The sequence below is a fragment of the Teredinibacter waterburyi genome, from assembly GCF_001922985.1.
Taxonomy (GTDB): Bacteria; Pseudomonadota; Gammaproteobacteria; order Pseudomonadales; family Cellvibrionaceae; genus Teredinibacter; species Teredinibacter waterburyi.
This window is the reverse complement of record NZ_MRUH01000095.1, coordinates 1-18,505: the sequence shown is the minus strand read 5'-3', so window position 1 is coordinate 18,505 and position 18,505 is coordinate 1. Positions and strand designations below refer to the sequence as shown.

General features: G+C 48.3%; 12 protein-coding genes and 1 tRNA gene. 4 read left to right on the top strand and 9 right to left on the bottom strand.

Annotation, left to right across the window (positions count from 1 at the left end):
- Positions 1-34: 34 nt before the first annotated feature.
- The 4 genes from IDZ20_RS06725 to IDZ20_RS06710 all read left to right on the top strand — a co-directional run bounded on the left by IDZ20_RS06725 (position 35) and on the right by IDZ20_RS06710 (position 7,193).
- A complete protein-coding gene (locus IDZ20_RS06725) occupies positions 35-1,525 on the top strand; it encodes a Wadjet anti-phage system protein JetA family protein (RefSeq protein ID WP_188150660.1) in 1,491 nt (496 codons plus the stop codon).
- Positions 1,522-2,265, top strand: coding sequence for a DUF4194 domain-containing protein (locus IDZ20_RS06720; protein WP_188150659.1), 744 nt, complete (start codon positions 1,522-1,524; stop codon positions 2,263-2,265). The genes IDZ20_RS06725 and IDZ20_RS06720 overlap by 4 nt, the downstream gene beginning before the upstream one ends.
- Complete coding sequence (locus IDZ20_RS06715; RefSeq protein ID WP_188150658.1) at positions 2,265-5,909, top strand: ATP-binding protein; 3,645 nt, start codon at positions 2,265-2,267, stop codon at positions 5,907-5,909. Before IDZ20_RS06720 ends, IDZ20_RS06715 begins: the two co-directional genes overlap by 1 nt.
- A gap of 135 nt (positions 5,910-6,044) precedes the next feature.
- On the top strand, positions 6,045-7,193 hold the full coding sequence (locus IDZ20_RS06710; protein ID WP_245792169.1) for a Wadjet anti-phage system protein JetD domain-containing protein: 1,149 nt from the start codon (positions 6,045-6,047) through the stop codon (positions 7,191-7,193).
- Between the two features lie 38 nt (positions 7,194-7,231).
- On the opposite strand, the gene IDZ20_RS06705 is transcribed toward IDZ20_RS06710, so the two are convergent.
- The 9 genes from IDZ20_RS06705 to IDZ20_RS06665 all read right to left on the bottom strand — a co-directional run.
- Positions 7,232-8,032 (bottom strand): helix-turn-helix domain-containing protein, encoded by an 801-nt coding sequence (locus tag IDZ20_RS06705; RefSeq protein WP_245792168.1) that lies wholly within the window; start codon positions 8,030-8,032, stop codon positions 7,232-7,234.
- Between the two features lie 288 nt (positions 8,033-8,320).
- Positions 8,321-8,411: transfer RNA gene (locus IDZ20_RS06700), tRNA-Ser, on the bottom strand.
- A 214-nt stretch (positions 8,412-8,625) separates the two neighbouring features.
- A complete protein-coding gene (gene csrA, locus IDZ20_RS06695; RefSeq protein ID WP_188150656.1) occupies positions 8,626-8,820 on the bottom strand; it encodes a carbon storage regulator CsrA in 195 nt (64 codons plus the stop codon).
- Between the two features lie 255 nt (positions 8,821-9,075).
- Positions 9,076-10,296: an aspartate kinase gene (locus IDZ20_RS06690; RefSeq protein ID WP_188150655.1), complete on the bottom strand. Its 1,221-nt coding sequence runs from the start codon at positions 10,294-10,296 to the stop codon at positions 9,076-9,078.
- A gap of 130 nt (positions 10,297-10,426) precedes the next feature.
- Entirely contained in the window at positions 10,427-13,033 is a 2,607-nt protein-coding gene (gene alaS / locus IDZ20_RS06685) for an alanine--tRNA ligase (RefSeq protein WP_188150654.1), read from the bottom strand.
- A 57-nt stretch (positions 13,034-13,090) separates the two neighbouring features.
- Entirely contained in the window at positions 13,091-13,444 is a 354-nt protein-coding gene (locus IDZ20_RS06680) for a histidine triad nucleotide-binding protein (RefSeq protein ID WP_188150653.1), read from the bottom strand.
- 135 nt (positions 13,445-13,579) lie between these two features.
- Positions 13,580-13,780: a Trm112 family protein gene (locus tag IDZ20_RS06675; protein ID WP_188150652.1), complete on the bottom strand. Its 201-nt coding sequence runs from the start codon at positions 13,778-13,780 to the stop codon at positions 13,580-13,582.
- A gap of 122 nt (positions 13,781-13,902) precedes the next feature.
- Entirely contained in the window at positions 13,903-14,781 is an 879-nt protein-coding gene (locus IDZ20_RS06670) for a M23 family metallopeptidase (RefSeq protein ID WP_245792167.1), read from the bottom strand.
- A gap of 330 nt (positions 14,782-15,111) precedes the next feature.
- A partial coding sequence (locus IDZ20_RS06665; RefSeq protein ID WP_188150651.1) for a cadherin-like domain-containing protein occupies positions 15,112-18,505 on the bottom strand: 3,394 nt, incomplete at its 5' end.

Here is an 18,505-nt window from a genome sequence, read left to right as displayed (position 1 = left end):
ACCATACTCCCCCCATCCTCCACAGCCGAGCGCCATGTTCTTCAACAGCGAACGTCAGCACTTTTTCAAACCGCTCACCAGTAAGTATCGTGAGCAGGTGGTGCAGTGCCTGTGCCTCCTATACGAGCGGCTCTACAGCTCCAACGCCGACTACGGCCATTCGCTTTCCCGTGATCAGGCAATCGAAATACTGGAAGAGGCGCTAGTACGCGCGCCGGTATTAGAGCTGGAAGACGGTGATGAAGACCAAACTCGCTTCAAAAACAACCGTGAGCAAGCCAACTGGATACTGAAACAGTTGCTCGACTATGGCTGGCTCGAAAAACAAGTCGATGGCGCCACACTGCAAACCACCTATCCGTTTACCCGCATGGGACGGCTTTTCACTCAGCCGCTGGTGGAATCCGACAGTACTCAAATTCGAACCCGCCATCGCAACACACGCAATACCTTGAACGCACTCGAAGCCTTTATTAATCGCGGCGATACTTACGATTTGATCGACGCCTTCGATTGTTCCGAGCGCATCATCACCGACTTCACCGACATCATTGCCGAGTTGGAAGAACGCAAGCGCGAACTAGTGCGCGAAGTTGAATCTCAGCAGCTTGTACAACAGGCTAGCGATCAATTTTTTGAATTCATGGAAAAACGTTTCCAGCCCGATGTTTCGGTGCGCCTGTCCGCCGATAGCGTAGAAAAACATCGCAATAGAATTCAAAAAGCCATTGCTAAAATTCGCCATAAAAAAACCGAAAGTAAACGCGAGATTGAACAAGACTTACGCCGTCGATTTCCCGAGCTTGTTACGCCAGGCCAATCTGTACTTTGGTTAATTCTGGATACCATCGAACGGCGTATGGGTAATGCCGCTGACATTATGTTACCCGCGCTGCGCCGCGCACTGCATAGCTTTACTAAACGTGCCGACATTATTATTCGCCAGTTAAGTTATCTTACCAGCCAAAAAAATACTGACCTATTGCAAGTGTGCAACAACTTGCAAAACCTCGATGACAAAGACTACAAGCTACGGCTAAACGCGGCAGCCGATATCATGGCAAGTATGCGCTTACAATTGGTAGACCCTGGCCATATTCGCCTGCAAGAGCGAAAAACCGCACAAGCCGTAAACACTGCAGTACAAGAAGCGCAAGCGCTAGACAGCAGCGCTCAGCGTGAAATTATCATCCAACAACTCCTCGACCAAGCGTTTAACATTAACAATCAAAGCTTGCGCAACTACGTCGTAAAATCGCTACGCGACGGCCAACGAATTTCTACTAGCCAACTCCCCATCGACAGCGCCCAAGATTTGCTCGCCATGGCCCACGCTATTGAGGTTGGCTCCAGTAATATTAATCGCGACGGTTTTTACTTTAAGGTTGAGTACAGCGAGCGTGAACTTTCGTCAGATTACTTCACCTCGCCCGACGAATTTACCATTGAACTTATTTCAGACGCTCCGCAAACCGGAACGCCTGTACCGCAAACAATTGCTGTAAGCACAGAAGCCGATAAATGATAGACAGTTTTATTGAAAAAATATTAGAGCCTACCGGGGTCAGTCGTGACGAGTATTCAGACATACTGGTACGCCTCTTGGATTACGGCGTAATCAGTCGAGACGAAAGCCAAATTGAAGCGGGCCTCTACGACCGTTACTTGCTCTGCCAAGAAGCCATCGAATCCTATCTTTCCGTTATTGGTGTACGCATACAACACGACCGTCAATTTGCTTTCGTGCGAATCTACCCGCCCGGTGCCACAGTGCCCGGATTAATCGACGAGCAGCACTCGCCTTTTAATAGCGGCTTTCGCGCTCGCCCCAGCCAACAGGAAGTCGCCGTTATTTTGGTGTTGCGCGCAGAATACGAAAAAGCACTGCGCGAAGGTCAAGTAGACGACAAAGGCCGAGTGATGTTATCCCTAGAAGCCTTAGCCATCGCTATGAACCACCTGCTAAAACGCAGCCTTCCAGAAGGCCAGATAGAGCGCAAAAATTTATTTCGCCGGTTGCGACAACTGCGCCTCATACAACTGAACATCGACGACGATTTCGACAGCCAAGAAAGCTGGATTAGCATTCAACCGGCAATCACCAGCTTCGTAAGCGACGACGTACTCAACGCCCTACTCGGTGACCAGCCATTACACTCTGCAGCGGAAGATTCACTGCAAGATAACAACAACGATTTAGATCTTGATAAGGACGCATCCCAACTTGACTCGGCCGCGAGCTTATTTAACCGAGGGAAAGAATAATGCTGCTAAAAAAAGGCATATTTGTGAACTGGGGAAATATCCCCCACCTCGAATTCGAATTCGGCCCAATCAATTTATTTTCCGGCGGTAATGGCTCAGGAAAAACGACTGCTGCCGACGCCATTCAAAGTTTAATGACTGCCGCTTACGAAAATTTATTTAACTATAACCCCGGCCAAGACGAAACGACTCAGAAAGGTCGAGGCGGAAAACAAGTCCGCACCCTCGCCTCCTATGTACTTGGTTGCGATGATGGTAGCTATGCGCGCCCGCAACCAAGCGACGGTTATGTCGCCGGTATATTTCATCCAACCCAAGGCGAAAGCGCAGAGGCTTTTACGGCGGTAATGTGCATGCGCGCGCACGTCGACACCGCAGGCAACCAGAAACAAGCGCGACTCGATGAATTAACGTTTATTATTTTGCCGGGCGAGCAGTTGAGCTTATCTCACTTTGTACGCAGCTATCCCGACGGCAAGCATATTGTTCCACTCGACTCGATTAGCACACTATTAAAAAAAGAGTTCGGTTCAAAAAACGTTGAAGTTTACGATAAAAAAGGCGCTTACTTACGGCGTCTTTACGGCGCATTGCGCGGTCGCCGCGATGCAGTATCCGATCGCGAAGCCAAGCATGCAGCGCGCACCTTCTCCAACTTTATGGCGTACAAGCCCGTTAAAAGTATTAATGAGTTCGTCGCACGCGAAATTATGGAGCCAAAAGATCTCGGCGATGCCATTCGCAACGTCTCCGATTTGATGAAAACTATTCATCAAATGGAATCTGACACCCGAGCGATCCGCGACTCTATTACCATCCTCGCTCGCGCCAAAGAGGGCTCGCAGACCTACATTGATACTTGGATAGAACGCAGTGTGGCGCGCTACACGGAAGCTTCACGTCGCGTACAGTTGAACCAAAAAAATTACATATCGGCCAAAACGGAGCAAAAAGCGACCTTAGAAGCGATAGCTGAAACGGAAAATCGAATTGATATTTGTGAGCAACGTCGCAGTCAAATTCACGAACAACGCATTGCCCTAGAAGCGCAGCGCCAAGGTATTCAAGCCTTACAAGATAAAGATCAGCTCGAAAGCTTGATTGCCAAAAACAATCGTGAGCTAGTCGAGAAAGCTCGGCCACTACTAGAGCAGGATCAACAGCTGAGTCGCAATGCACAAAACAGCCAAGCGCTAGTCAAAGTATTAGCGCAGTGTTCACTCGGCGCGAGCATTCCAGCGCTAGACGCAAAAGAGTTTCGCACGCTGGCTAAAACCGTTGCGGCTTCGGTTAACGATGGCGGCATCGATTTAACACAATTACTCGGGACCGATTGGATCGATATCGCCCCTCTGGAAAACTATCTTGATCAAGTGTTGAGTTCAGAAATTCAGCACCGCCGCTGGGCAGAATTTTTTCACGCAGCAAATCAGACCAATAGTAATGCATCAATTCGAGATCAAGTCGCTCAGCAGTTAAACAACCATTTGCGCAAACGCCAAGACGGCCTACAAAAGCTGCAACAAAAACAGCGTGAAATTACCCTGCTAGAAAGCCGCAAAGTCAGCTATCCAGCCTATGTAGAAACTGCGCTACAGGCCATTAACAAATCCTGCCCCGAAGCCGACCCGCGTGTGCTGTGTGATTATATAGAAGTTATCGATGAACGCTGGCAGATGGCTATCGAAGGCTATATTGGCGGTGCACGCTTTTCCATAATGGTCGAGCCCGAGTACGAAGCGGAAGCCATTCGCATTGTTCGCAACCTGCCCGACGCACGCCGCAGCCGCGCCCGCGTAATTCAAGGCGGTAAGGCTAGCCGCGACTCCGACCGCCTTAGCCTCGCGCGCGAATCGATCCTCGGCGTAATGGAATTCAGCCACAAAACCGCCGAGTTTTATTTACGTGCATCCTACGGTAGCGTGTTGCGAGTCGAAAGCGCCGAAGTATTGCGCAACACCGCTCGTGGTTTAACCCCCGAAGGCTTAGCCTCTGGCAACTATAGTATGTGGCGTTGCGACCTCGACGACAGTGAACTTGTGTTCGGCCAAAACGCCCGCGAACGCGCTCTCAAGGCAAAGCAGCGCGAATGCGAACAGCTCACTATTGAAGCCAATAACGTCGAACAAGATTACCAATACGTCGCTCGCGCATTCGAACTAATCGAATCGATTAAACCTGTTGTATGCAGTGACGTTATTCAAGCCATGCTGCGCTTACACCGCGAATCTCAAGCGGCAGAATCCGCGCTGGCCCGTATTGACCTAAGTGATTTCGAACAACTAGAGCAACAGCTTCAGCAGCTAAAGTCTTCCTATAAAGAACAAGAAGAACAAAACCGTGAGCTAGGCAAAGAAGTAGGTCGCTTACAGGAGCGAGAACGTCAGTACAGCCGCAAAGTCAAAGAACTAGCCGATGCTGTGGAGGTGTTCCAACAAAGTCAGGAAGCCGAAGAGCGCAATATTGAAAATATCGCCAATATCCATCTCGACTTTGACAGCAGTCAAGCCTTGCAAACGGCCGACACTCGCGCCGCCAATGCCAGCGATTTTAATTTCGAAGACGAAGTACAAACCCTCAGCGGCCGCTTAGAAAAAATCGAACGAGAACTCTACCAAACCATCCTCGCGCACAACCAACACTGCAATCAACACGATGCTATCGTCTACGATACCGGTTTTGGTGAGCGCCACGGCGAAGACTTTTTTCAGCGTATTGTTAAATTAACGTCTGAGGCTGATTTAATTCACAACCGCTTAAAAAATAACGTTCTGATCAGTAAATACGACAAACTATTAGCCCTAAAAGATAGCTTTAACACCGCCTTCGTAACCAATTTATGCCACTCCATTTATCAGGCGATTAGCGACGGCAAGCGCATCCTCGACGATCTTAATCGCGAACTGGAAAGTCATCGCTTCGGCGCCGATCGCGAACGATTTTATTTTGGTTACGAATGGGTGCCAGAATACCGAGAGTATTGGCGATTTTTTAAAGAGGTTATCGACTTACCCAATCTGGGTGACGGAGCAAGCTTATTCGATGCCGAACTGTCCGACAGCGCCTGCAATGTACGCGATAAAATGTTGGCCATGCTGCTTGATAAAGACGAGCAAGTCGCGTTGCGCGAACTCGGCCGCATTAGTGACTACCGTCATTACCGCCACTACGAAATCTATAAAGAGCCCGAAGGCAAAGCCCCGATTGCCCTAAGCCAATACGGCACGGGCTCGGGCGGCCAATTAGAGACGCCCGCCTATATTATTCGCTCGGCCGCGGTAACATCAGCCTTTAGGTTTAACGAGGGCAGCGCACACCTACGCATGGTTCTTGTCGATGAAGCCTTTTCTAAAATGGACGAAACGCGTTCCCGCGAAGTTATTAACTACCTAACTGAAACACTTGGTTTGCAATTGGTATTCATTATGCCGACAAGTAAGTCTGGCCCATTTATGGATTTAATTAGCAATCAGTTTGTATTCAGTAAATGCCCAACAGCGACGGCCATTGGCGAGCTGAAAACTCGGGTACTCGTTGATCGAAAAGCATGCAATCAGGAGAAAATAAAAGCGCTCTGGGCGAATCATCGCAAACTTGTACGACACCAAGGCATGCTCGATTTTATGGATGCCATCGACACCTGAGGCGCGCTTAGCGATTGGGCTTAAAACATCTCGGGGATAGAAAAATAGTCTTAGCCTTGGCTATACAGGAAGGGAGTTCGGGTTGTAGCATAGGCCAAAATGGCTAATTCACCCCGAGGCATGGAGAAACCCCCAATGAGTGAAACCAGACCGCGCTGGCTGGACGAGGAGCCGATGATCATGCAACTCCTCGATACGTTCATTACTAAGGCAGAAAATGGCACCAAGCCTTCCCTGAAGCTAACCAAGAAGACTGTCCCCGAACTGTTCAATTTTCAAACCGAAGATGTTAAGTATCTCTGGGCACTGGTAAAGGCGCTTGACAAAGAATTCCACATCATCTCGATTCGCCTCACTCGCGACCGACCCGGCCAAGAACCCTACGAAAACGCCCAAGTTTACTTTAATCCAGACAAAGAGGATCTGGTGCGCGATTGGCTCAACCGCCCCGCTATCGACCCCTATGCGCTAGTCTGGCAGAACACCGTAGCCAAATTAGCCAGTAAATTTGAAGATGGCGGCCAAACCTTAAGTGAAACGCTGTTTCGTGCTGGCGACATAGGCGCGGAAGTTATCGTAAAGGGCTTTTCCCGCATTGGCGATGAGCTGCAGCGACCTATAAGCCTTAGACAACTCTCGGCACGCTGCTTTTGGGGAGACTCCAAGTTTCTCGATCACCGAGAAGACCTGGTCCGAGCAATATTCCCAAGCTCCAGCTACAACCTAGCCCCACGGCCTATTTTGATGGCAGTGCATCTTTCCGATCGAATCGAACGGGTACTGTTTGTTGAAAACCAAGACACCTTCTTAGCACTTATAAAACGCGATGTTCCCGGCCTTACTCTCGTATACAGCGGCGGCTTTCGAGGCAGCGCGAGCCGTATCCGCAACGCCGGCAACGTAGCCTTTAGCTATCACAGCGACTCCCATGAAACTGAGGCACTAGAAACCTTTGAGGACTGGTGGTTCAACCCTGATTTGGAGTCCCACATCAAACCTCGGTTCTGGGGAGATATGGATTTTGCTGGCTTCAGTATTCTTAAAGCCTTACGTGAGGTCTTCCCTCATACAGAAGCTTGGAAGGCGGGATACCTGCCGATGCTAGACAGGATTCGCGACGGCAAGGGCCACAACTATACTGCGGCGGGGAAAGAGCGCCAGAAGGATCCAGACGAGGTCGGCTGTGATTTCGCCGACCTAGAGCTGCTCCCCGAAATTCGCCGCTCACGGCAGTTCTTGGATCAGGAAGCGATTTTGATGTCTGAACTGCGCGTCATCCTTTAACGCTCAGACTATTGGCGCGCTAGCTGCGCGCTGTCGAGCTAGCGTCGAGGTTGATTTAACCCAAAGGTGTCAGCAGCGCGCCAGGCCACAGCAAGAACAATTCCAATCGCGGGCCATTTCACCCACAGATACTCAGGCGACGACGCAACATTGATCACGACCAAGGTTACTAGGGTTAAGCCCATCTGTATCGCAAACCTATAGAACTCACGCTTCACATCTTCTGCGCTCTGGTCGGCGTTCTGAGCCGCTTTAATCTTATCAGAGCAACTGCCGTCAAAAGCATCGCCTATGGTCTGTAGCGTATCTATAGGAGAGCGTGTTCCTCGGTATTCATGTGATGGCTCTCTAGGCGTTATGCCAAATGCATCGCCCGCACGCCACAAGATTGCCAAAGCAATACCCAATGCAGGCCACTTAGCCCACCAAAAATCAGGGGTCGACGCCCAATTGATAATGACCAGCGTTACCAACACCAAGAGTAGGTGAGCGCTAAAGCGCAAGAACTCGGCTTTTGCTGCAGGAGTGTTTGGGCGAAGGTATTCTGAATCTAGAGCACCGTTCGATATAGATTCTGCCTGTTCCGTATTCATAGAGAATTCCTCTGTTTCAGCTTGCTGATTGTCGTTGTCAGCTGAGGCCTCTTGCGCGCTTGTAGCAAAAGCTACTTTCCGCAACGACTCAACGTCCATTTCAAACACTGCAGCTAAAGCTTTTAAGGTTTCTAGCCCTGGAACTGTGCCATTTTCTGCACGCTGAACGGTGCGAATACTGACCCCTGCAACCTCAGCCAACTGCTCCTGAGACCAAGCTCGCTCCAACCTAAGTTCCCTTATCATGCTTTTTGCCATTGCTGTGCTTTCCCGACTAATTAGAAGATGAAATTGCTGGACGAACCACGTCATTACTACGACATTAACCAGACATGCACCCGACAAATACCTGACATCCTTTTAAAATCAGATGTTTAAGTGCTGATAATTCAGTTTAGCGTCTTTGGAAGAGTAGCTTTAAGCGTATATCCCGTTTTATATGTCCCATCCGACGAAATCGGCTGAGTATCCATACTAAACAGAAAAAACAGCAGAAACAAAAAAACCCCGCTCTAGGCGGGGTTTTTTTGAATATGGCGGAGAGGGAGGGATTTGAACCCTCGATACCGGTTTAGGGTATACTCCCTTAGCAGGGGAGCGCCTTCGGCCACTCGGCCACCTCTCCGAAAAACTTGTAAGTTACCGTTACTACAATTGGCAACCTAACGATCAATCACTTATTCAACCAGCTCTTTGATCTCCCTTTGCAGCTCTCTGCTCGGGGGACGCGATAATAGCAATACATCAAAAAAAATCAAAGGGTTAGAGCGAAAATTTATTAAAAAAAACCAAAGTATGTCGAATCACTTTGGTTTTGAGGCTGACGAAGCCCGCAGTAGCTAGCTGTTGCCTGGTTCAGACTGCTCTTGTTTCTCGCGTTGAATACGCTGATAAATCTCTTCTCTGTGTACAGCAATCTCTTTTGGCGCATTAACACCAATTCGAACCTGATTCCCCTTAACACCAAGAACGGTAACGGTAACTTCGTCACCAACCATTAATGTCTCACCAATACGGCGGGTCAAAATCAACATCTAACTTATCTCCTTAAATTCATCCTGCTTACTGCAGCGGAATTTAATCTGTTATAGGTACCTTCCGCAGCCGGTTATCTTAACCAATCCAGATTACCTTCCAATACTAACTGAATACAGTTTTAGCACGGAAGTAGGATTTAAACCAGCCAACTTTTTACATTGTGTACAACTGACTACCACTTGTGAGCTCGAACCCACGCTTTGGCACCGAACTCCTCAATTGTACCCTTTTTGCTGTTCGATGTATAACGCTTACGCATCTAGACCAAAGGCGGTGTGAAGAGCCCTCACGGCCAGCTCGAGATACCTCTCATCAATAATTACCGATATCTTTATCTCTGACGTTGTGATCATTTGGATATTAATATTTTCCGCGGCAAGCGCTTTAAACATAGTTGAAGCCACGCCAGCATGTGATCGCATGCCAACGCCCACGATTGAAACCTTTACAATCTTAGCGTCGGTAATAACTTCGCGCGCGCCTAATTCTTTTGCAACAACTTCAAGCACCGCCCTTGCCTTGGCGACGTCCGAACGATTTACGGTAAACGTCAAATCATTCGTTTTATCGGCCGCAACATTCTGTACGATTACATCTATTTCTACGTTTGCATCGCCGATTGGGGCCAATATTTTAGACGCAACACCAGGCGCGTCCGGCACACCTAGAATAGAAATTTTCGCTTCATCGCGATTAAATGCAATACCTGAAACAACTGGCTGTTCCATTGATTGGTTTTCCTCGTCAAGAGTAATGAGTGTGCCAGGGCCATCAGCAAAGCTGGATAAAACCCGCAGCGGAACATTGTATTTACCTGCGAACTCTACCGACCGAATCTGAAGGACTTTCGATCCTAAGCTAGCCATCTCGAGCATTTCCTCGAAGGTAATGCGCTCTAGTCGTTTTGCTTTTGCTACAACACGTGGGTCAGTGGTATATACACCATCCACATCTGTGTAAATCTGACACTCATCGGCTTTTAGGGCTGCGGCCAAAGCAACACCGGTAGTATCAGAGCCGCCACGACCTAGCGTCGTTATATTGCCAGTATCATCAACGCCCTGAAAACCTGCAACGACGACAACACGACCAGCAGATAAATCTGCACGCATATTGTCGACATCTATTTCTTGAATTCGTGCTTTCATATGCGAGCCGTCGGTCAAAATTCGTACTTGACCACCGGTATACGAACGCGCATCGTAGCCTTTTTCTTTCAACGCCATACACAACAAGGCAATAGTGACCTGCTCACCCGTCGAGACTAAGACATCCATTTCTCTAGGGTCTGGGCTATCTTGAATCGACTTAGCTAAGTCGATTAGGCGATTCGTTTCGCCACTCATAGCGGACACCACAACCACAATGTCGTGGCCATTATCTCGAAAGCCAGCGACCTTTTCGGCAACTGCTTTGATTCTGTCGGTGGTTCCTACGGAAGTGCCGCCGAATTTTTGTACGAACAAGCTCATTTGGCTGAATTTACCCTCGCAAATAGCAAAAACGCCCCACAATTTAGGGGCGCCAATTAAACACTAAATCAACCCAAATGTTAACTATGTAAATAACTTTTTAGTGGGAATTATTAGCATTTCAATAATTTTAGCTCGTGCTTACAAGCTTTTCTTTCACCCAAGCACTAACACTCACCATTGCATCAGGTAATGCATCCACATCAGAGCCACCACCTTGAGCCATATCTGGTCGCCCACCACCCTTGCCGCCGATTAAAGGCGCGACAAACTGAACGATGTCACCGGCACGAATCCGCTTAGTCGCATCGGAACTCACCCCAGCCGCGAGCGATATCTTGCCTTCGCTCACCGTCGCTAAAAGTATCGCGGAGGTGCCGAGCTTATTTTTTAACTGGTCGAGTGTGTCACGCAATGATTTGGCATCGACGCCATCAAGAACCTTAACCAATAACTTTATACCGGCAATTTCTTCGGCTTCTTGCAACCAGTCGCCGGCTGAGGCAGCTGCAAGTTTTGACTTGAGCGCGGCGAGGTCTTTTTCCAGCTGTCGATTATTCGCGAGTAGCTGCTCTAGTTTGTCGACTAAGCCGTCAGGGCTCGCTTTTAATAACCGAGCTGCACCAATCAGAGCCTGCTCTTGGGTCGCGATCAAAGCTAATGCTCGCTCACCCGTTACCGCTTCGATACGACGAACACCAGCAGCAACTCCAGATTCTGAAACGATGCGCATCAAACCAATATCACCCGTACGCGTGACGTGAGTGCCACCACAAAGTTCGACGGAAAATCCGTCGCCCATCGACAATACCCGAACTTCGTCGCCATATTTTTCGCCGAACAGCATCATCGCGCCTTTCGTTTTGGCGGATTCCATATCGCACAGTTCAGTGCTCACAGAGGTATTACGGCGAATTTCCTGATTAACTAAGCGTTCGATTTCAGTTAATTCTTCTGCTGTAACAGCTTCAAAATGTGAGAAGTCAAAACGCAGCCGGTGCGAATCCACCAATGACCCTTTCTGGGTTACATGATCACCAAGTACTTTCCGCAATGCCGCATGCATAAGATGCGTAGCCGAGTGATTCAGTGCAGTTGCGCCACGAACACTGGCATCAACTTGTGCCGACACAGTATCACTCTGGCGAATTGAGCCCTGTAGCATCACGCCAATGTGAAGATGGTTATTGCCCGACTTTTGACAGTCGCGAACCTCAAACTTTGCCGTTTCAGTGGTGATAAAACCAGTATCACCCGCTTGACCACCAGACTCTGCATAAAAAGGTGTGGAGTTCAAAACTAATACGCCCTCGTCACCCTCGGAAAGAACATCAACCGGCGCCTCCCCTTTTACTAACGCGGTAACGATGCCCTTGTGTAGCAATGACTGATAACCTTGGAATTCAGTAGCGCCCTCGAGATTTAAGCTCGCGGTGTAATCCACTTTAAAGGCGCCAGATGCACGCGCTCGTTGCTTTTGCTTTTCCATTAACGCTTGGTAGCCGTCTATGTCCAAGCTCAACTCTCGCTCACGGGCGATATCGTTGGTGAGATCAACGGGAAAACCGAAGGTGTCGTAAAGGGTAAACACCACTTCCGCAGGAATGACTCGCGTCGTTAAACCCGCGAGCTGCTCTTCCAATACCGACATACCTTTGTCGAGTGTTTTTGCAAACTGTTCTTCTTCCGCTAATAACACTTTCACAATTTGCGGCTGGAGTTGCCTAAGTTCTGGGTAAGCGTCTCCCATCTGCGCAGCTAATGCTGCAACAAGCGTATGAAAGAAGCTATTAGTTTGACCGAGCTTGTGTCCATGACGGATGGCTCGACGAATAATCCGGCGTAATACATAGCCTCGCCCTTCGTTTGAAGGCAGCACACCATCACAAACTAAAAATGCGCAGGAGCGAATATGATCCGCAATAACACGTAACGATTTATGCTCGAGATCATTACAACGGGTCGCCTTGGCGGCTGCTGCAAGTAGCGCCTGGAACAAATCAATTTCATAATTACTGTGCACGCCCTGCATTACCGCAGCGATGCGCTCTAATCCCATACCGGTATCGACCGAAGGCTTAGGCAGAGGCACAAGAGTACCGTCCACTTGGCGTTCATACTGCATAAACACCAAGTTCCAAATTTCGATATAGCGATCTAAATCATCATTCTCGCTGCCGGGTGGGCCACCGGGAACATCAGCGCCATGATCGTAGAATATTTCAGAGCTGGGCCCACACGGCCCCGTGTCACCCATTTGCCAAAAGTTGTCTTCATCTAAACGAGAAAACCGATCGGCACTAACGCCCACTTCCTTTAACCAAATATCGGCCGCTTCGTCATCACTAATATGTACCGTCACCCAAAGCCGCTCTGGTGGCAACCCCATAACTTCAGTTAAGAATTGCCAAGCAAATGCAATCGCATCACGTTTGAAATAATCGCCAAAGCTAAAATTCCCGAGCATTTCGAAAAAAGTGTGGTGTCTCGCGGTATAGCCAACGTTTTCTAAATCGTTGTGTTTACCGCCGGCACGCACACAGCGCTGGGAGCTTGTCGCCCGCGAGTAACTGCGCTTATCGGAGCCCAAGAATACGTCTTTGAACTGCACCATACCCGCATTGGTAAAAAGCAGAGTTGGATCGTTACCGGGAATGAGTGAACTGCTCGGAACAATTTCATGCTCCTTGCTAGCGAAATACTTTAAAAAAGCTTCTCGAATTTCAGCGCTCTTCATATCTATTTGTACTTACTCTAGGTTTAAATTTTAATCAGGGGACTGCGCATAAGATTATTAGCTCATGCCGAGTGCATCTTCGCTAAAGGTTTTGTTGCCCAATATATGAAGGTGCAAATGAAAGACCGTTTGACCAGCATTAGCGCCGTTATTGATTACAACGCGAAAAGCTTCGTCGATACCAAGCGTCCGCGCTATATCACCAATTTTTAGCATTAGATGGCCGAGCAACGCTTGGTCTTCTACGCTCGCATCCACAAGACGAGGAATTGGCTTACGAGGAATAACTAATACGTGTGTGGGCGCCTTAGGCTGTATATCTTTTATACAGATACAGAGGTCATCCTGATAGAGAATGTCAGCTTGAATACTGCCATCGATTATTTTACTGAAAATTGTCGCTTCTGGCATATTTCCCCCGTTTTAGGTAAAACCCTAAAGACTAATCTGTATCTAACGGCGTTAGACGGTTGGTCGATATTCACAATGCGCAGTAGTCGAAGTACGTCCTTCTCACGCCTCGCGACCGATTAATCTAGCTAAAGACTAGTGCTTGCTGCGAAATACTTCTTTTTCGTCTGGCGTTAAACTGCGCGCTTGAGACTCCAACATAACGGGAATGCCGTCGCGAATAGGATATGCCAAGGCACTAGCAACGCAGATCAATTCCTGTCCCTGCTCATGATATTGCAGCGGAGCTTTGCTAACGGGGCACACCAATATACTAAGTAGCTTTTGATCAATCATGACTGTAAACATCTCGGTTTGCGACGCCGAGCGTTTTAGAGCTCGACATACGATCTTCATAAAAGTGCGAATGTTACACCTTAAGCAGTCATTGTGTCTCTAGCTTGACTCACGGCTGGTCGCTATTTGACCTGTCTGGCGGGAAGTAGAAGTAGCGGGTCTAGCCGAGTTTGAAACCAATTCACTCGCCAATCTAAATGAGGACCCGTGGCACGACCAGTCGCTCCAATTTTTGCGATCACCTGCCCTTGTTCAACCAACTCACCCTCATTAACGAGGATTTCACTCAGGTGAATAAACGTAGATGAAACTCCTGCACCATGGTCAATTATCAATGTACCGCCAGAATAATACATGTCGGCATGAACTAAGCTCACCCTTCCGGCGAGCGGAGCAACGACGGGCTCACCTACAGGTGCACCAATATCTAACCCATAGTGTGGCCGTTTAGGTACGCCGTTAAATACCCGCTGACTCCCATAGACTCCTGTAACTGGGCCCGCAGCTGGCCAAATGAATTCACCTTGATAGTAATCGAGTGCGCTGTGGACTTGCCGAGCGAGATACACCTGACTGTTTTCATTCTTTATTCGCGATAAAACAGATTCTGCAGGGCTAACATATTTTTGCGCAACACCTTCAATGTGCTGTACATCGTACTGGCGTGATTCGATGGGGAAACTAAAACTTTGTGTTTTTGAGCCCTCGGCGCTGATATCTAAAGTAACCACTCCTGTCACATCGCGGCCAAGACCAAAGACAAACTTACCCTGCTGGTCGACCGATATTTTCTGCTTGCCCATAACGACACTAGCACCGGGCACTGTTTGCCCTCGAAGTAGCGCCCCCGGTAGCCAGCGCCCCTGGATGCTAACATCGGCGATTTCATCTTGCGGCTGACTGCGGCTGCTTGTTTTAGTCGTTTCGTCTGCAACGACAAAGTTGCCCGAAAGACACACGAGTAGCCAGACAAAATATTGTAAAGTCGATTTATAATTCAAAAGGGTATTCTCGATTATTAACAGTCAGTATTCGGCTAACACTTTCCACTTTCCACTTTCCACTTTCCACTTTCCACTTTCCACTTTCCACTTTCCACTTTCCACTAAGCGTTAGTCGATTATCAATTTCGGACAATCAACATCGAACAAAGTTTAAGTTTGTGTAGAGCGAGAAGTGTAGCAAATTTGGAGGCGCAACAGAAAAGCGTGATTTATCAACGAGAGAATTTTGAGGTTAGCAACGGAATATAATCCTAGTCGCCCTCCCCCTTGTAGAGAGACGAAGGCGCTAGGCCGAAAAACCCAACGCCTTATCACCGCACACAGAAACTAGTCCGTATAGATATTTCCATTGTTGAGTAGCTGTTGCAAGATCGCTTGATCATCTCCAAGTAGCGCTAAGTCAACGCCAGTTAATACAAGAGTAAGATCAGTGCCATCCCCAGTACCGCTAGAGTCAATACGAATTGTGGTATCGGTGCCATCCGAACTAAAGTCGAAATAGGCGTCGAGACTAGACGCATCAGCAGACTCGCCATCAAGTAAATCGGCAAGGTCTAGTATATCTCCGCCAATACCCATTTCGAAATCGAGCAACGTGTCGGTATCGCCTACGCTGTCAGAATTCCACAGGAATCGATCGCTACCGCCGCCACCTTCGAGCTGATCATTCCCAGCGGCCCCAAATAAAATGTCTGCACCTTCTCCACCAAACAAAATATTGTCACCTGAGTCGCCAGCAAGGAAATCATCGCCGCTATAATCATAGGTCGAATCAGGGTTGAGGTTAACTCGGGCTGTATCACTGATAAGGCCGTCGATATCCGTGACCATAAAATCAACACTGCGAGGTGCATCGCCAAGTTCATCGCCGTTGGCGATTTTAATCTCGCGAAGAATTGTCTGGTATTCAGTAACCGACGCCTCCCCCGTAAAACTTAACGCTTTGGTCGCAGAGTCGTAGCTATAACTAATTCCGTAGCTATCGGCTAGTGACATAGCGGCGTCGTCCAGAATAAGAACATCCCCCGCACGCCCAACATCTAATTGCACTAACGCACTCTGCAAGCTGTCGCCATTGTCGGACAAGGTTAAGTCATCCGCTACACTCGCCGCACTAGAATAATGATTAACAATATTTACGTTAATCTCAAAGTCGTTGAAATCCCAGTCGGGATTGGTATGCCCGTAGGGGTTGTAAAAACCGTTCGCAGCTAGGTCTTCAAAACCGACACGCAATGTGGTTGGATCGCCAGGCTCAATACCAGAGCGAACATGTAAAATACCGTCGGTATTTAACCCTGCTGCTAGGCTATGAAATGTATTGACTAGCGCTCCTCCCGCGTCTGCAGTTGGATTAACAAACACTACACGATCGCCACTCGGGTTAGCCTCAGTACCTGCAGAATAATAAACAAGCTGAACACCAGTATCATCGATGTGGGCTAGATCACCAGCTGTATTTTCAAAACGGATAAAGCCGTTCCCCGCAGCAGCCGCATCAATTTCGGTCGCGAAATAATCATACGCATTCTGGGCCATGAAAAACCCTAGCTGACCTTCAGGTAAATCGGTAAAGCTTGCAGACACACCGGCACTCAATGGAGCACCAGGGCCATCATCTTCGCCCTCGCCCCAAATAATCGTCGAGCCAGACAAAAAGCCATCGGCATCTACCACGTAATAACCCAATGTATTTAAATAACCAGCATCCTCCTGCAGGAAGGTGACCGTCACATCACTACGCGCTGATAACACGAAATTATCAGCGGCTATACCATTAGCATTGTCGGGAGACTGCCCTTGCGCGTCAGAGTATTCTTCACCAGAAAACAACACAGTTACCGATTCAGCCACTTCGACTAGGCTAACGTCTGTTGTTGAAATCTCCGGCGCGAAGGTTGCGACATCTACAGTAAGTGTTGCGGTATTTACAATTGCCTCGCCATCCGATTCCAAAGATTCAACTGTAATAATTGCATCAAATGTACTATCTACTCCTGCGGCTACAGCCAGCTCAAGTAACGCAGTATTCCAACCAGTAATATCAACCAATCCACTGCTATCAACCGTAACGGAGTTAACCCCATCAGTTAAAATCGAACCGTCTGGGAGACTAGAAATAGTTATAAGGGAGACCGTTTCGCTCGTGTCAACTTGCGCGTAGGTAAAACCAACATCGACGTACGCAGGACCTAAATCTACCGATTGATTAACGACGGTGTATCCCAGTTCGACTACACTCAGGTTATCAACATAGACCCTTGCATACTCAGACGACTGGGAAATACTGGTCATCTCTGCCGTAATTGTAAGCGTTTGCGCTCCGCCGCTCACATTCTCAAATACAGCAACGAAAGGATCCTGTGTAGATGTGCCAATCCAAGGCTCGAAGGAATACATCAACTGCGTCTGGTCACCGAGGGATACCGACACATATAAATTCTCCCCCCAATCTAATCCGGCAGAATTAACATCAAAATCAAACGCAATGGCGACAGTATTTCCATCGCCAGAATTATAAAAGCTATTGCTCCACTCACCGATTAAGTCGTCGTAGCGATTGCCGTTCCCATTCGGACCATTAAATTGAATCGAAATCCCCTGATTGCCGCCGTTTATGTCGGCCCGAGTACCCGACACGCCGCCACGATCACTAGAGGCCGTTTGGCTTTCGGAATAAGTAAAACCTTGGGTGGAACCATCAAAGTTATATTCTTCTGCAACTTCATAGTTATTCATCGCCGAAGCGGAAAATTCTATCGCGGACGTAACGGGTATTCCATCGGCAACGACGTACAAATTTTCAATATCATCAACGGAAAAAGACCACTCACCACCGCCTAAGTCGGTACCGCGATTAAACTGAATATCTGTAGGAACATTACTGGCTACTAAGCTAAACAGTGGCTCTGTAGACAAAGCCAAAATTTCATCGCTAAAGGTAACTGGGGTATAGGTGTTAGATGTAGCCGTTACTTGCATATCATTTAGAACGACACCATCAGGCACTGGTAATACCGCTAACGAAGCCGCCGTACTCACTACATCATTACCATCACTAACCGAATATGACAGCTGAACTTGGCCGCTCCAATTTTCCTCAGGTGTGAAAATCCAGTCTCCGGAATCTTGCAAAATTATCCCGTCGCCGCTGTTAACCAATAAATCAGTAACCGTCAAAGCGTCACCGTCTGCATCACTTACATTGGCAAGCAGGTCTTCCGCGGTAATTCTTATTGATTGATCTTCATTAATCGACGCGAGTACAACATCCCCAGATACTGTAGGGCCATCATTTTCACCAACAATAGTAATCGTTGCCGTCTGATCAACAAGCCCACCATTGCCGTCTGAAATTTGATAGCTGTAGGTAATAACTTCGGATTCACCGGAAGCAAGAGCGTTATACGCACTTGGATCCACATTCAGCGCGTTCGCACTGCTAGTGATACCAGACGCATCACCACTCACAAGAACCAAACCAGTAACGAGAAGTGTATCGCCTACATCTTTGTCGCTAGCATTCGCTAATAAGTTAAGACTAAAGCTACTTCCGTCTTCGCTTTCAGTAGCCGACACTGGACTCGATACTGTTGGCGCATCATTATCGGCACCGACAATAAAGTCCGCACTGGCATCAACCGTTAAACCACCTTCGTCTTCGGCGGTAAAAGTAATCGTCTCGGAACCGTTCCAATCGGCGGTCGAACTAATGGTGGCG

Coding starts and splice junctions, on each gene's coding strand:
- csrA (WP_188150656.1), bottom strand. CDS start 8,820: ATGTTGATTTTGACCCGCCGTATTGGTGAGACATTAATGGTTGGTGAC.
- IDZ20_RS06705 (WP_245792168.1), bottom strand. CDS start 8,032: ATGATAAGGGAACTTAGGTTGGAGCGAGCTTGGTCTCAGGAGCAGTTG.
- IDZ20_RS06720 (WP_188150659.1), top strand. CDS start 1,522: ATGATAGACAGTTTTATTGAAAAAATATTAGAGCCTACCGGGGTCAGT.
- IDZ20_RS06680 (WP_188150653.1), bottom strand. CDS start 13,444: ATGCCAGAAGCGACAATTTTCAGTAAAATAATCGATGGCAGTATTCAA.
- IDZ20_RS06690 (WP_188150655.1), bottom strand. CDS start 10,296: ATGAGCTTGTTCGTACAAAAATTCGGCGGCACTTCCGTAGGAACCACC.
- IDZ20_RS06715 (WP_188150658.1), top strand. CDS start 2,265: ATGCTGCTAAAAAAAGGCATATTTGTGAACTGGGGAAATATCCCCCAC.
- IDZ20_RS06725 (WP_188150660.1), top strand. CDS start 35: ATGTTCTTCAACAGCGAACGTCAGCACTTTTTCAAACCGCTCACCAGT.
- IDZ20_RS06675 (WP_188150652.1), bottom strand. CDS start 13,780: ATGATTGATCAAAAGCTACTTAGTATATTGGTGTGCCCCGTTAGCAAA.
- IDZ20_RS06710 (WP_245792169.1), top strand. CDS start 6,045: ATGAGTGAAACCAGACCGCGCTGGCTGGACGAGGAGCCGATGATCATG.
- alaS (WP_188150654.1), bottom strand. CDS start 13,033: ATGAAGAGCGCTGAAATTCGAGAAGCTTTTTTAAAGTATTTCGCTAGC.